The sequence below is a fragment of the Streptomyces sp. 15-116A genome (assembly GCF_025290915.1).
Classification (GTDB): domain Bacteria; phylum Actinomycetota; class Actinomycetes; order Streptomycetales; family Streptomycetaceae; genus Streptomyces.
In genome coordinates this window covers 1-13,311 of sequence record NZ_JAOCQE010000175.1, presented here as the reverse complement: position 1 = coordinate 13,311, position 13,311 = coordinate 1, and the positions used below count along the sequence as shown (strand labels likewise).

At 72.2% G+C, this 13,311-nt stretch carries 13 protein-coding genes and 1 pseudogene; 7 read left to right on the top strand and 7 right to left on the bottom strand.

What is annotated here, in order from left to right:
* The coding region (locus tag N4P33_RS23995) for an HNH endonuclease family protein (protein WP_260828787.1) at positions 1-137 on the bottom strand (137 nt) is incomplete at its 3' end.
* 231 nt (positions 138-368) lie between these two features.
* On the opposite strand from N4P33_RS23995, the gene N4P33_RS23990 reads away from it, so the two are divergent.
* Positions 369-695 (top strand): nuclear transport factor 2 family protein, encoded by a 327-nt coding sequence (locus N4P33_RS23990; RefSeq protein ID WP_260828784.1) that lies wholly within the window; start codon positions 369-371, stop codon positions 693-695.
* 213 nt (positions 696-908) lie between these two features.
* Here the strand turns inward: N4P33_RS23990 and N4P33_RS23985 are convergent, their stop codons facing one another.
* Positions 909-1,688 (bottom strand): SDR family oxidoreductase, encoded by a 780-nt coding sequence (locus N4P33_RS23985; RefSeq protein WP_260828782.1) that lies wholly within the window; start codon positions 1,686-1,688, stop codon positions 909-911.
* 177 nt (positions 1,689-1,865) lie between these two features.
* Here N4P33_RS23985 and N4P33_RS23980 point away from each other — a divergent pair.
* Positions 1,866-3,502: pseudogene (locus tag N4P33_RS23980) on the top strand (alkaline phosphatase D family protein).
* On the opposite strand, the gene N4P33_RS23975 reads toward N4P33_RS23980, so the two are convergent.
* Positions 3,489-4,526, bottom strand: a complete 1,038-nt coding sequence (locus tag N4P33_RS23975; protein ID WP_260828781.1) for a Gfo/Idh/MocA family protein — start codon at positions 4,524-4,526, stop codon at positions 3,489-3,491. The pseudogene N4P33_RS23980 and the gene N4P33_RS23975 sit on opposite strands and share 14 nt — an antisense overlap.
* Positions 4,527-4,609: 83 nt before the next feature.
* On the opposite strand from N4P33_RS23975, the gene N4P33_RS23970 reads away from it, so the two are divergent.
* Positions 4,610-5,962, top strand: coding sequence for a multidrug effflux MFS transporter (locus N4P33_RS23970; protein WP_260828778.1), 1,353 nt, complete (start codon positions 4,610-4,612; stop codon positions 5,960-5,962).
* Positions 5,963-5,973: 11 nt separating this feature from the next.
* Entirely contained in the window at positions 5,974-7,125 is a 1,152-nt protein-coding gene (locus N4P33_RS23965) for a serine hydrolase (protein WP_260828786.1), read from the top strand.
* Here N4P33_RS23965 and N4P33_RS23960 read toward each other — a convergent pair.
* Positions 7,103-7,507: a hypothetical protein gene (locus N4P33_RS23960; protein ID WP_260828776.1), complete on the bottom strand. Its 405-nt coding sequence runs from the start codon at positions 7,505-7,507 to the stop codon at positions 7,103-7,105. The two genes, N4P33_RS23965 and N4P33_RS23960, sit on opposite strands and share 23 nt — an antisense overlap.
* Positions 7,508-7,707: 200 nt before the next feature.
* Here N4P33_RS23960 and N4P33_RS23955 point away from each other — a divergent pair, with 200 nt between their 5' ends.
* The 3 genes from N4P33_RS23955 (at position 7,708) to N4P33_RS23945 (ending at position 10,197) form a co-directional block, all read left to right on the top strand.
* Positions 7,708-8,685 (top strand): small ribosomal subunit Rsm22 family protein, encoded by a 978-nt coding sequence (locus tag N4P33_RS23955; RefSeq protein ID WP_260828774.1) that lies wholly within the window; start codon positions 7,708-7,710, stop codon positions 8,683-8,685.
* Positions 8,686-8,740: 55 nt separating this feature from the next.
* Entirely contained in the window at positions 8,741-9,358 is a 618-nt protein-coding gene (locus N4P33_RS23950; RefSeq protein ID WP_260828773.1) for a TetR/AcrR family transcriptional regulator, read from the top strand.
* 113 nt (positions 9,359-9,471) lie between these two features.
* Positions 9,472-10,197, top strand: a complete 726-nt coding sequence (locus N4P33_RS23945; protein WP_260828771.1) for a bifunctional DNA primase/polymerase — start codon at positions 9,472-9,474, stop codon at positions 10,195-10,197.
* Between the two features lie 104 nt (positions 10,198-10,301).
* On the opposite strand, the gene N4P33_RS23940 is transcribed toward N4P33_RS23945, so the two are convergent.
* The 3 genes from N4P33_RS23940 to efeB form a co-directional block, all read right to left on the bottom strand.
* Positions 10,302-11,303 (bottom strand): hypothetical protein, encoded by a 1,002-nt coding sequence (locus N4P33_RS23940; protein WP_260828769.1) that lies wholly within the window; start codon positions 11,301-11,303, stop codon positions 10,302-10,304.
* A complete protein-coding gene (efeU, locus tag N4P33_RS23935; protein ID WP_260828766.1) occupies positions 11,257-12,135 on the bottom strand; it encodes an iron uptake transporter permease EfeU in 879 nt (292 codons plus the stop codon). Before efeU ends, N4P33_RS23940 begins: the two co-directional genes overlap by 47 nt.
* 3 nt (positions 12,136-12,138) lie before the next feature.
* The coding region (efeB, locus tag N4P33_RS23930) for an iron uptake transporter deferrochelatase/peroxidase subunit (RefSeq protein ID WP_260828765.1) at positions 12,139-13,311 on the bottom strand (1,173 nt) is incomplete at its 5' end.

The window sequence follows — 13,311 nt, the reverse complement described above, 5'->3', positions numbered from 1 at the left end:
CGGTGCGTCCACTGGGCACGCTGGTCCTCGTCGAAGAGCTCCACCCACCGCGAGCCGGCCTTCGGGTTCTGCGGCAGGACGTGTTCGACGGTGATGAGCGGGTGGTCGTACGTCACCCCCTGCCCGCAGGCCCGCATCACGTCGTCGGTCGTACGAGGTCACGTCGCGTCGGAACATTCGATCGCAGAACATCACAGTCGCTCTCCCGGGGCAGGCAGCCGCAGTACGGGCAGTCGGGGTACGGGCTCCGGAGCAGTCGCTCTTCGCCGCGACCACCGTCGCATCACCACCCCCGTGCGGCCCGTCGCCGCACGCCGTTCGGGTGGCCCTGGTGGCGGGGCCGGGTCGGCGGCACGACGCTGGCGGACATGACGATTCAGACCACCCGCCTCAGCGACCCGGCCGTCCGTGCCTTCGTCACCGCCGTCAACAACCACGACCGCGAGGGCTTCATGGCGCTGCTCGCCCCCGGCGCCACCATGGCCGACGACGGCACCGACCGGGACCTCGCCGAGTGGGTCGACCGCGAGATCTTCTCCTCCAACGGCCACATGGACGTCGACCGGGAGTCCGACCAGGGCCGCACCCTCGTCGCCCGCTACCGCAACGACACCTGGGGGGAGATGCGCACCCGCTGGACCTTCGACGTGGCGGACGACGGCAGGATCTCCCGCTTCGAGACGGGCCAGGCCTGACACGGCAGCCGTTCCACGCCCCGGTGCGTCCCCGCGGTCCCGCGCGGGTCCACCCCCACCCGGTGGCGTGGAACGGCTGCCGCCTCCCCCCTGGATGTGGCCCAAGTGTGAAGCTTCTGTGGAGAGAAGTTGAGCATAAGGCCTTCACCGGGCGCAATGGTGCGGAAAATCAAATTCCGGTTGTGTGAGGGAGTAGAAGGGGCCGGTCGGTCCTCAACCCCGCCCCACATACGGCATCGTCGTCGCCAGCACCGTCGCGAACTGCACGTTCGCCTCCAGCGGCAGCTCCGCCATGTGCCGCACCGTGCGCGCCACATCGGCGACGTCCATCACCGGCTCCGGCACGACCTCCCCGCTCGCCTGCAACGCCCCCGACTCCATCGCCTTGGTCATGTCCGTCGCCGCGTTGCCGATGTCGATCTGGCCCACCGCGATCCGGTACGGCCGCCCGTCCAGCGACAGCGACTTGGTCAGGCCGGTCAGCGCGTGCTTGGTGGCCGTGTAGGCGACCGAGTGCGGGCGCGGGGCGTGGGCCGAGATCGAGCCGTTGTTGATGATCCGGCCGCCCTGCGGGTCCTGCGCCTTCATCTGCCGGTACGCCGCCTGCGCGCACAGGAACGCCCCGTTGAGGTTGGTGTCCACCACGTGCCGCCACGCGTCGTACGGCAGGTCCTCCACCGGCACCCCGCCCGGCCCGAACGTCCCCGCGTTGTTGAAGAGCAGGTCCACGCGCCCGAAGCGCTCCACCGTCGCCGCGAACAGTGCCGCGACGTCCTCCGGGTCGGTCACATCCGTGCGGACGGTCAGCGCCGTACCGTCGGGCGCGAGCGCGGCCGTCTCCTCCAGTGTCTCGGTGCGGCGGCCGGCCAGTGCCAGTGACCAGCCCGACCGCAGCAGTTCCACGGCCACCGCGCGGCCGATGCCCGACCCCGCGCCCGTGACGACGCCGATGCGCTGTTCCTCAGTTGTCCTGCCTGCCCTGCCGGTCGTCACGCGCGTCCGCTCCTCGGTGGCTCAGTAGTTCTCGCACTGTTCATGGCTCCGCAGCGTACGTGTGCCACCCGGAACGGAACTCATCATTCCGCCGTGAGCTAGTCATGTCCGCGCCAACACGCGGTCGTCCCGTGCCATTCGAATGCTCCCCGCAGTCACCGCACAGGGGAGGAACGGATGACACCCGCACGCCCTCAGCCCACCCACGCCCCCGAACTCCGCACCGCCGCCCGCCACTTCGGTCGCCGACGCTTCCTGACCGTCACCGGCGCCGCCGCCGCGCTCGCCTTCTCGGTCGACCTGCCCGCCGCCGGCGCCGCGAGCGCCGCCGAACTCGACGCCGCCCGGCTCACCGAGGACCCCTTCACGGCGTCGCCTCCGGCGACCCGCACCCCGACTCGGTCCTGTTGTGGACCCGCCTGGCCCCCACCCCGTACCAGGCCGACGGCGGACTGCCCGCCCAGCGCGTCACCGTCGGCTGGGAGGTGGCCCTCGACGAGCGCTTCCGGCGCGTCGTCAGACGCGGTACGGCCACCGCCCACCCCGAGTTCCACCACACCGTGCACGTCGAGGCCGGCCACCTCGCCCCCGGCCACGTCTACTACTACCGCTTCCGCGCCGGCCGCTTCGTCAGCCCCGTCGGCCGCACTCGCACCGCTCCCGCCGAACGCGCCCGCGCCTCCGCGCTCACCTTCGCGCTCGCCTCCTGCCAGCGCTACGACCAGGGCTACTACACCGCGTACAAGTACCTCGCCGAGGACGACGTGGACGTCGTCGTCCACCTCGGCGACTACCTCTACGAGTACGCCGTCAACTCCTCCGGCGGCTCCCGCGCCTACCCGGCCGGCACCCTGCCCGACCTGTTCAACCACGAGACCGTGACCCTGGAGGACTACCGCCTGCGCTACGCCCTCTACAAGAGCGACCCCGACCTGAGGGCCGCGCACGCCGCGCACCCCTTCGTCGTCACCTGGGACGACCACGAGACCGAGAACAACTACGCCGGCGACACCCCCGAGAACAGCGTCCCGCCGGAGGAGTTCCTGCTGCGCCGCGCCGCCGCCTACCGGGCCTACTGGGAGAACATGCCGCTGCGCCGCCCCCAGCTCCCCGACGGCCCCGACCTCCAGCTCTACCGCCGGCTGCACTGGGGCAGGCTGGCCCAGTTCGACGTCCTCGACACCCGCCAGTACCGCACCGACCAGGCCTACGGCGACGGCTGGCAGTTCCCCGGCCCCGAGTCCGAGGACCCGAGCCGCACCCTCACCGGCGAGGCGCAGGAGCGCTGGCTGATCGGCGGCTGGCACCGGTCGGACGCCGTGTGGAACGTCGTACCGCAGCAGGTCACCTTCTCCCGCCGGTACAACTCCACCGCCCTGCCGTCCAAGGTCTCCATGGACTCCTGGGACGGCTACCCGGCCTCCCGCGAGCGGGTGCTGGCCGGCGCGCAGGCCGCCGGGATCCGGAACCTGATGGTCCTCACCGGCGACGTGCACGTCCACTACGGCTTCGACATCAAGCGGGACTTCGACGACCCCGACTCGCCGACCCTCGGAACGGAGATCGTCACCACGTCCGTCACCAGTGGCGGCAACGGCTCCGAGAAGCCGGCCAACTGGGAGACGTACATGGCCGCCAACCCGCACCTGCGGTTCTACAACGGGCAGCGCGGCTACACCACGGTCTCCCTCGGGCGGGAGCTGGCGCGGGTCGACTACAAGACCGTCCCGCACGTGACCACGCAGGGCGCGCCGCTCACCACCGCCGCGTCCTTCGTCACCGAGGCGGGCGACCCGGGCCTCAAGCCGGCGTAGCCACCGGTTCGGCGGAATCATCCACAACGCCCTCGCCCGGGTAGCGGACGCCGATACGGTCCCTGATCGCGTCGAGCGTCCGCATCACCGCGAGCGTGCCGTCGAGCGGGACGAGCGGGGACTCCGTCTCGCCCGCCCGCAGCGCGCGCATCACCTCCGCCGCCTCGTGCCGCAGGCTGGCGCGCGGCCCGTCGGCCGGGTCGGCCGTGAACTCCTCGGCCTCCCGGCCGTCCCGGTGCAGCACAAAGCGGTCCGGGAAGAAGAAGCCGTACGGAAGGTCGATCCGGCCCTCGGAGCCGGTCACGGACGCCGACGTCGCCGTACCGCCCACGATGGAACAGTGCACCGAGGCGAGGGCGCCGCTGTCGTAGGAGAGCAGCGCCCCCGTCTGGAGGTCGACGCCCTCCGGCGACAGCTGGGCCCGCGCCACGACGTCGGACGGCTCCCCGAGCAGCAGCTGCGCGAACGACACCGGATACACGCCGAGATCGAGCAGCGAGCCCCCGCCCAGCTCCGGGTCCCGCAGCCGGTGCGAGGGCGGGAAGGGTCCCGCCAGCCCGAAGTCCGCCTGGACACTGCGTACTTCACCGATCGCCCCGTCGTCGACCAGCGCCTTCATCCGCCGGATCAGGGGATTGCAGTACATCCACATCGCCTCCATCAGGAAGCGCCCGTTCCCCCGTGCCAGCGCGACCAGTTCCTCCGCCTCGCGCACGTTCAGCGTGAACGGCTTCTCGCACAGCACGTTCCGCCCGGCCTCCAGACAGATCCCGGCCGCCGCCCGGTGCGCGGTGTGCGGGGTGGCGACGTACACGACGTCGACGTCCTCGTCCCGCGCCAGCGACGCCCAGTCGCCGTACGCCCGCTCGATGCCGAACCGCTCGGCGAACGCCTCGGCCGGCTCCCGCGAGCGCGACGCCACCGCCACGACCTCCGCGTCGGGAAGATCGACCAGATCCGCCGTGAACGTCGCGGCGATCCCCCCGGTCGCGAGGATTCCCCAGCGCACCTTCTGCTCCGCCATCCGTCCCACCCCTGCTCGTGTCATCGACCACGCGTACGAGCTGAGAGCATAGGGACCGGATGATTCGGAGAGGGAGGGGTCACATGCCCGAGGGTGGGGCGTCCATAACGAACTCGACAACCGACTCGACGGCGGCAACCGACTCGACGGCGGCACCGAAGACGCCGAGGACGGCCGGGGGCTCCGCGCGCCGCGTCGGCCTGCTCGTCACGCTCATCCTGGGCGGCCTGACCGCGACACCCCCGCTGGCGATGGACATGTACCTCCCCGCCCTCCCGGAGGTCACCCGGTCCCTGCACGCGCCCGCCGCCACCGTCCAGCTCACCCTCACCGCCTGCCTCGCCGGCATGGCGCTCGGGCAGCTGGTCGTCGGCCCGATGAGCGACCGCTGGGGGCGCCGCCGCCCGCTGCTCACCGGCCTCGCGGTGTACGTCGTCGCCACCGCCCTGTGCGCGTTCGCGCCCACCGTCGAGGCGCTGGTCGCCTTCCGGCTGGCGCAGGGACTCGCGGGCGCGGCCGGCATCGTCATCGCCCGGGCCGTGGTCCGTGACCTGTACGACGGCGTGGCCATGGCCCGCTTCTTCTCCACGCTCATGCTGATCTCCGGCGTCGCGCCGATCGTGGCGCCGCTGATCGGCGGGCAGATCCTGCGGGTGACGGACTGGCGGGGCGTGTTCGTCGTCCTCACGGTGGTCGGGGCGCTGCTCGCGGTCGTCGTCTGGGCGAAGCTCCCGGAGACGCTGGCGCCCGCCGACCGCCACGCCGGCGGGGTCGGCGAGGCGCTCGGCTCGATGCGCCGCCTGCTCGCCGACCGCTCCTTCGCCGGCTACCTGCTCAGCGGCGGCTTCGCCTTCGCCGCGCTCTTCGCCTACATCGCCGCGTCGCCGTTCGTCGTCCAGGAGATCTACGGAGCCTCCCCGCAGACCTTCAGCCTGCTGTTCGGGATCAACTCGGTCGGGCTGGTGATCGTGGGCCAGATCAACGGCAAGGTCCTGGTCGGCCGGGTCCGCCTGGAGCGCGTGCTCGCCGTGGGCCTCGCCGTCGTCATCGTCGCCGCGACCGCGCTGCTGCTGATGGCGCTGGGCGCGTTCGGCGAGGTGGGTCTCGCGCCGGTGGCCGTCGCGCTGTTCGTGCTGATGTCCGCCATGGGCATCACCCTGCCCAACACCCAGGCGCTGGCCCTGATGCGCGTCAAGCACGCGGCGGGCTCCGCGTCCGCGCTGCTCGGCACGTCGTCCTTCCTCATCGGCGCGATCGCCTCCCCGCTGGTCGGGATCGCGGGAGAGGACACGGCCGTCCCGATGGCCGTCGTCCAGCTCGCCGCCGCGCTGGTGGCGCTGGCCTGCTTCCTGGGCCTGTGCCGCCCCTGGGGCACGCGGGAAGACGGCACGAAGGACGACAGCGTGCGGGACGACACAGTGAGGGAAGACAGCTGAGCGCCCAGAGACTGCGCCACGGCTCACCGGAACGGGCCGGGCTCGACGCCACGCATCTGCGCCGCCTCGTCGACGACGTGCGCGCCCTCACCGCCGGGGAGCAGCCCTGGGCGGCGGGCGCAGTCGTGGTCGCCGGCCGCGGCCCCGTCATCGCCGTGGAGGAGGCGGCGGGCTGGGCCGTGCGCTACGCGGCGTGGGACGAGCGGACCGGCACGGCGGTGGAACTCCCGCCGGCCGAACGCGTCCCGGCCACCGTCGACACGCCCTTCGACCTCGCGTCCCTCACCAAGCTCTTCACCTCGGTCGCCGCCGTGCAGCAGATCGAGCGGGGCACCCTCGGCATCGACGCGCGCGTGGGCGCGTATCTGCCGGACTTCACGGCCGCCGCCCAGCACGGCGTCACCGTACGGCAGTTGCTCACCCACACCTCGGGGCTGCGCCCCGAACTCCCGCTGTACGACTGCGCCGACGACACCGAACGCCTGGAGCTGCTGCGCGCCGAGGAACCGGTGACGGCCCCCGGCACCTACCGCTATTCCGACCTGAACATGCTGCTGCTCCAGCACGTCCTGGAACGCATCACCGGCCGCACCCTGGACACCCTGATCCACGACGGCATCACCCGCCCCCTCGGCATGACGGCCACCGACTTCGGCCCCTGCCCCGGCGCGGCGGCCACGGAGGACCAGCGGCGGCCGTGGGCCAAGGCGGACCGGGGGATGCTGCGGGGCGAGGTGTACGACGAGAACGCCTGGGCGCTGGGCGGCGTCGCGGGACACGCCGGACTGTTCTCCACGGCCCGCGACCTCGCGGTGTTCTGCCGCACCCTGCTGGCCGGGGGCTCCTACGGCCCCGCCCGCATCCTGGGCCCCGACTTCGTGGACCTCCTGCTGACGCCGCCGGGCCTGGGCTTCGCCCTGGACCAGCCCTGGTTCATGGGCGAGCTGGCCGGCCACGGAGCAGCGGGCCATACGGGCTTCACGGGCACGTCCCTGGTCCTGGACCGTGCCACCGACACGTTCCTGATCCTGCTGGCCACCACGGTCCACCCCCGCCGCAGGCCCCCCGACAGCGGCCCGAGAGCAGCCGCCGCGACGACCCTCGCCCGCGCGGTCCTCCCCGGCCGCGGCCACGAACGCGCTACGGCCCGCTCACCCTTCTGAGCACCATCGCCGGCGGCCCGTCCGGATCACCGTGGAACGCCACCGTGTCCTCGCCGGTCGTGTAGAGCTGGACGCCGCCGGTCCTGCCGAGCCCGCCGTCCTCGACCGACAGGTAGACGAAGTCGGTGGTCGTCCCGCTGTCGTGGAACTCCCAGCTGCCATGGAAGTCGGCCGGCCCGGAGGCGTCGTCCGTCTCCACATCGGTCGCGGAGAACGAACCGTCGGCATCGAGCCGGACCTCGCCGCCGGTGTCGTCATCGCGGTACACACCGGGCAACTCGTCGGGGTCGACGGATCCCGCGCACCCCGAGCCGAGAACCGCGGAGGAAACGGCCAGCAGGGCAACGAGCCACCGTCGCCCAGGTGTTCTCTCGCTGATCACCGCCCCAGCGTATCGGTGCGCGAAACGTCGACGCCGGGCGGTGACGGGGCACCCTCTCGACCACCGAGCCGGGTGGCAGGGTGGGCACAGGCCGGGTCTGGGACGGCGCCCTCTCTACCCACCGAGCCGGGCGGCAGGATGGGCGAGGCCCGGGGGGCTGGCGACGGAGCCTCCAGGCGACAGTCACCTAGAATCTCCGGGTGAACGCCGCCGACGCCCTCCGCTCCGCCCTCGCCGGCCTCCTCGACGGGCTCCCGCCCCGCCAGGCCGCCCAAGCCGTCGAGCGGCTGATCGCCACCTACCGCGGCGCCACCCCCACCCACGCCCCCATCCTCCGCGACCGCGCCGACGTCGCTGCCTACGCGGCGTACCGCATGCCCGCGACCTTCGAGGCCGTCCACAGCGCCCTCACTGCCTTCGCCGAGACCCTGCCGGACTGGACCCCGGCGAGCCACACCGACCTCGGCGGCGGTACCGGCGCCGCCGCCTGGGCCGTCACCGCGACCTGGCCCGGCGCGCGTCCCGTCACCGTCCTCGACTGGGCCGAACCCGCCCTCGCCCTCGGCCGTGAGCTCGCCACCGCCCACCCGGACCTCGGCAAAGCCGACTGGCACCGCACCCGCATCGGCCCGGCCCTCACCCTCGACCCCACGGACCTGGTCACCATCTCCTACGTCCTCAACGAGCTGACCGCCCCCGACCGCGCCGCCCTCGTCGACACCGCCGCCGGCGCCGCCCGGGCCGTCGTGATCGTCGAGCCCGGCACCCCCGACGGCTACGCCCGGATCATCGAGGCCCGCGACCGCCTGATCACGGCCGGTTTCCACATCGCCGCCCCCTGCCCGCACAGCGCCGCCTGCCCCATCGTGCCCGGCACGGACTGGTGCCACTTCTCCGCCCGGGTCAGCCGTTCCTCGCTGCACCGCCAGATCAAGGGCGGCTCGCTCGCCTACGAGGACGAGAAGTTCAGCTACGTCGCCGCCACCCGGCACCCGGTCACCCCGGCCCCCTCCCGCGTCGTCCGCAAGCCGCAGATCCGCAAGGGCCAGGTCCTGCTCGACCTGTGCGAGAAGGACCCCGCCCTGAACCGCACCACGATCACCAAGCGCCACGGCGACCTGTACCGGGCGGCCAGGGACACCACCTGGGGCGACCCCTGGCCCCCCGCCGGGAACTGACCACCCCGGTCGCTGGCGAGACGCGCCGTCTTGCCAACCTGCTAAATTCGGGCCCATGGCCAGCAAGCAGTCCACCCCCGACGCCTCCCGCCGCAGCGAGCGCTCCCGCCGCAAGATCTACGACGCCGCCCTCGCCCTCGTCGCGGAGGTCGGCTATCCGAAGACCACCATCGAGGGCATCGCTGCCCGCGCCGGCGTGGGCAAACAGACCATCTACCGGTGGTGGCCGTCCAAGGCCGACGTCCTGCTCGAAGCCTTCCTCGACCTGGGCGACCAGGCCGCCGAGGCCGCGGGGCAGGTGCCGTACGCCATCCCGGACACCGGCGATCTCGCCGCCGACCTCAAGGGCGTCCTGCGCGCCACGGTCGACGAGCTCAAGGACCCCGCCTTCGAGGCGCCCTCACGCGCCCTGGCCGCCGAGGGCGTGGTCAACGAGGAGCTCGGCCGCGAGTTCGTGGCCAAACTGCTCCTGCCCCAGCTGGAGCTCTACGTCGACCGGCTGCGCTCCGCCCAGCAGGCCGGCCAGGTCCGCCCCGACGTCGATCCGCGCATCGCCCTGGAACTCTTCGTCTCCCCGCTCGCCCAGCGCTGGCTGCAGTACACGGGCCCGATCACCTACGAGTACACGGACACCCTCGTCGACTACGCCCTGTACGGTCTGGCCCCCCGCTGAGGAATGACCCCCCTCGTCCCACCTGGGCGGATTGTGGGCTCCGGGCCCCCGATGCGCATGATGGTGGGACCATAGGGCATGCTGGAGCGCACGACGGCGAGGCGAGGGGATAGATGAGCGCGGACTTCTCAGGCCGGTCCGGCCGGCAGGGCAAACTCTCCCAGTGGCTGCGTGGACGCCGCCCGAAGGAGGCCGCCGACGACGGCGGCCGGGAGGCCCTGCTGCTCGCCACCGCCGCCGTGGGACTGCCGCTCGCACCCGCCGCCCACCCCGTCGGTTACCGCTGCTCCTGCGACCGTGTGGGCTGTCCCACCCCGGCCCGGCACCCGGTGTCGTTCGCCTGGCAGACGCAGTCGACCACCGACCGCGCCCAGATCGAGCGCTGGGCCCGCCATCAGCCGCAGGCCAACTTCATCACCGCGACCGGCATGGTGCACGACGTCCTCGACGTGCCCCTGGTGGCCGGTCGCGAGGCGCTCACCCGCCTGCTGGACGCCGGGGTCGAGGTCGGCCCGGTCGCCGAGAGCGACGACGGCCGCATGCTGTTCTTCACCCTCACCCGGGGCACCCCCGAGGACGAGGACGAGTGGTGGCCGTGCGAGCTGGACTGCCACCCGGAGACGATGGACGAACACCCGGGCCTGCGCTGGCACTGCCGAGGCAGCTACGTCCTCGTACCCCCCGCCCGCCTCCCGGGCGACGACGCCCCGTCGGTCCGCTGGCTCCGCGGCCCGGAGCACCAGCTCCCGGACCCGTTGACCCTCCTGGAAACCCTCACGGACGCCTGCGCCCGCCACGCAGACACCCACTCCGAGGCCACCACGTCCTGGTACCGCTGAAAGAACCTGTTCAGCAGCCAACCTAAAGGGGCGCGGGGAACTGCGCGACCAGCCCAAACGCACCCCGCACAGGCAAGACGACCCGCACCACCCCCCCACCCCGCCTACTCCCCCTTCGCAGACGTCAGCCCCTGAATCCGCCCAAGAATCTCAACCTCCCCTTCCGCCGGATCCAAAGCCACCTCGTTAGACACGAACTGCATCGTCAACGACTGCCGTATCTCCCCGGTCGTCAACGCCAGCACATCCTTGTTCGGCGCAGGCACAGACGCCCCCGCCGCAGCCGTCTGCTTCTCGAAGTGCCGCGTGGTGAAGAACACCAGCGCACCCCCGTCCTTCGTCCGCAGCGCCAGCGGCTGATAGTCCCCGTTCGTCATCGGCTCGTCGATGTACTGCGTCGCCAGCCCCGGCCGCTCCGACTTCTTCTTCCGCAGCGCCCGCCACGCACTCGTGTGCGGCCCCAGCGCGAACGCGCCCTTGCCGTCCTTCAGATACGTCGCGTACCCCTGGCTCAGCTCACCCGGCGGCACCGCCACATCCGTGGCGTTCGCCGGTACCGCCTCCGCCCAGCCGTCCCGGTCCGTCTTGAACTCCGGTATGTCGTCCGGGGCGACCAGCGTCAGGTACGCCACTTCCCACGTCTCGTCCAGCCCGCTGCGCGTGAACACCAGCAGCCAGCGCGCCTCGCCGCCCTTGTTGCCTGCCGCGTCCGCGAGGAACCACCGCGGCCAGCCGGCCTTCTTCGGGATGGTGAACTTCGCGTCGGTCAGCTTCAGCGGCGTGTGCGAGGGGTTGCCGTCGGGGTTGTTGGCCCGCCCGGCGGTCAGCCGGGCCTTGTCGATGTCGGCGAGCGCCCCGGTCGTGTGGCCGGCGTCCAGGGAACTGTCGTACGCCTCATCGGCCTTGTTGTACGCGGTGGTGAACTGCTGGAGCGCCTTCGCGGCCTCCGCGCGGGTGGTGGCCGGGAGCACCTCGCGCTCCCCGTGCACCACCACACAACCGCTCGCGGTCACCGACACGGCGGCCACCAGCAGCACGCACCTGTCGAACCCGCGGAGCCTACGGTGCCTGCTGCGGAGCCTTCGAAGGCCGAGATCCCTGCTCATCCGGTTCCTTCACCTTCCCCTTCCCGGAGGCGAACCCTACCGGGGCGAGGAAAAGGGCGAGCGTCGGGACCAGGTACAGCAGCCACACCGTGACCTGGAGGACGGTCGGGTCGGGCTGGAAATTGAACACGCCCTTCAGCAGCGTCCCGTACCAGCTGTCCGGCGGGATCGTGCCGCTGATGTCGAACGCGAGGTTCGTCAGCCCCGGCAGCCAGTCGGCCTCCTGGAGGTCGTGGAAGCCGTACGCCAGGACGCCCGCCGCGACGACGACCAGCATGCCGCCGGTCCAGGTGAAGAACTTCGCCAGGTTGATCCGGAGCGCGCCCCGGTAGAACAGCCAGCCCAGCAGCACCGCCGTGGCCAGCCCCAGCGCGACGCCGATCAGTGGGCGGGGGCTGCCGTCCCCGGCCGCGTGCACCGACGCCCACACGAACAGCGCCGTCTCCAGACCTTCCCGGCCCACGGCGAGGAACGCGGTGGCGACCAGCGCGCCCGTGCCCATGGCGAGCGCGGCGTCCAGCTTGCCGTGCAGCTCCGCCTTCAGATGGCGGGCGGTGCGGCGCATCCAGAACACCATCCACGTCACCAGGCACACGGCGAGGATCGACAGCGAACCGCCGAGCGCTTCCTGCGCCTCGAACGTCAGCTCCTGCGAGCCGAATTCGAGCGCGCAGCCGAAGCCGAGCGCCAGGGCGACGGCGACGCCGATGCCCGTCCACACCGGCTTCAGCGCGTCACGCCGGTCCGTCTTGACGAGGTAGGCGATCAGGATGCAGACGACGAGACTGGCCTCCAGGCCCTCGCGCAGACCGATCAGATAGTTGGAGAACACGCCTCACGCCTCCTCGGTGAACAGTCGACGGCCCCACCAGTCGTCCTTGTCGCGCACCCCGGGCGGGATCGCGAACACCGCCGAACCGACGTGCTGGATGTACTCGTTGAGCGCGTCGGCGGCCAGGCTGCGCTGGATCGGGATGAACCCGGTGCGCGGGTCGCGCTGGAAGGCGAGGAAGAACAGGCCCGCGTCCAGGCGGCCCAGCCCGTCGGTGCCGTCGGTGAAGGAGTAGCCGCGGCGCAGGATCGTCGCCCCGCCGTTGGTGTCGGGGTGGGCGAGCCGGACGTGCGCGTCGGGCTTCATCGCCTTCAGGAACGGCTCGTCGCGCTCCTTCGCCTTGCCGACCGGCGCGCCCTCGCCCTTGTCGCGGCCGAAGATGTCCTCCTGCTCCTGCAGTGAGGTCCGGTCCCAGGTCTCGATGTGCATGCGGATGCGCCGGGCGACCAGATACGACCCGCCGGTCATCCAGTCCGGGCCGTCCTTCGCGCCGACCCACACGAACTTCTCCAGCCGGTCCGTCTCGGTGCCGGAGATGTTGCGGGTGCCGTCCTTGAAGCCGAACAGGTTGCGGGGCGTCTGCGCGTCGGGCGTCGTCGAGGAGGTCTTGCCGAAGCCGAGCTGGGACCAGCGCACCACGACCTTGCCGAAGCCGATCCGGGCGAGATTGCGGATCGCGTGCACGGCGACCTGCGGGTCGTCCGCGCAGGCCTGCACACACAGATCCCCGCCGCTGCGGCCCGCGTCGAGGTTGTCCCCGGCGAACTTCGGCAGGTCCACCAGCGCCTCCGGACGCCGGTCGGCGAGACCGAACTTCCCGAACAGGGACGGGCCGAAGCCGATCGTCAGCGTCAGCCGCGACGGCTTGAGCCCCAGCGCCTCACCGGTGTCGTCCGGCGGGGCCTCCGGCAGACCGCCGTACGCGCCCTCGCCGACCGCCCGCCCGGCCGTCATCCGGCGAGCCGCCTCGGTCCACTCCTTCAGCAGCGCGACGAACTCGGCGCGGTCCGTCGTCGTCACGTCGAACGCGGCGAAGTGCAGCCTGTCCTGCACCGGTGTGGCGATGCCCGCCTGGTGCGGGCCGTGGAACTCCACCGCGGCCCCGGCACCGGACCCGGCCGGCTCCACGTCGTCACCGGTGCGCGCCATCGCCACCGCTCCGCCGGCCGCGGCGGC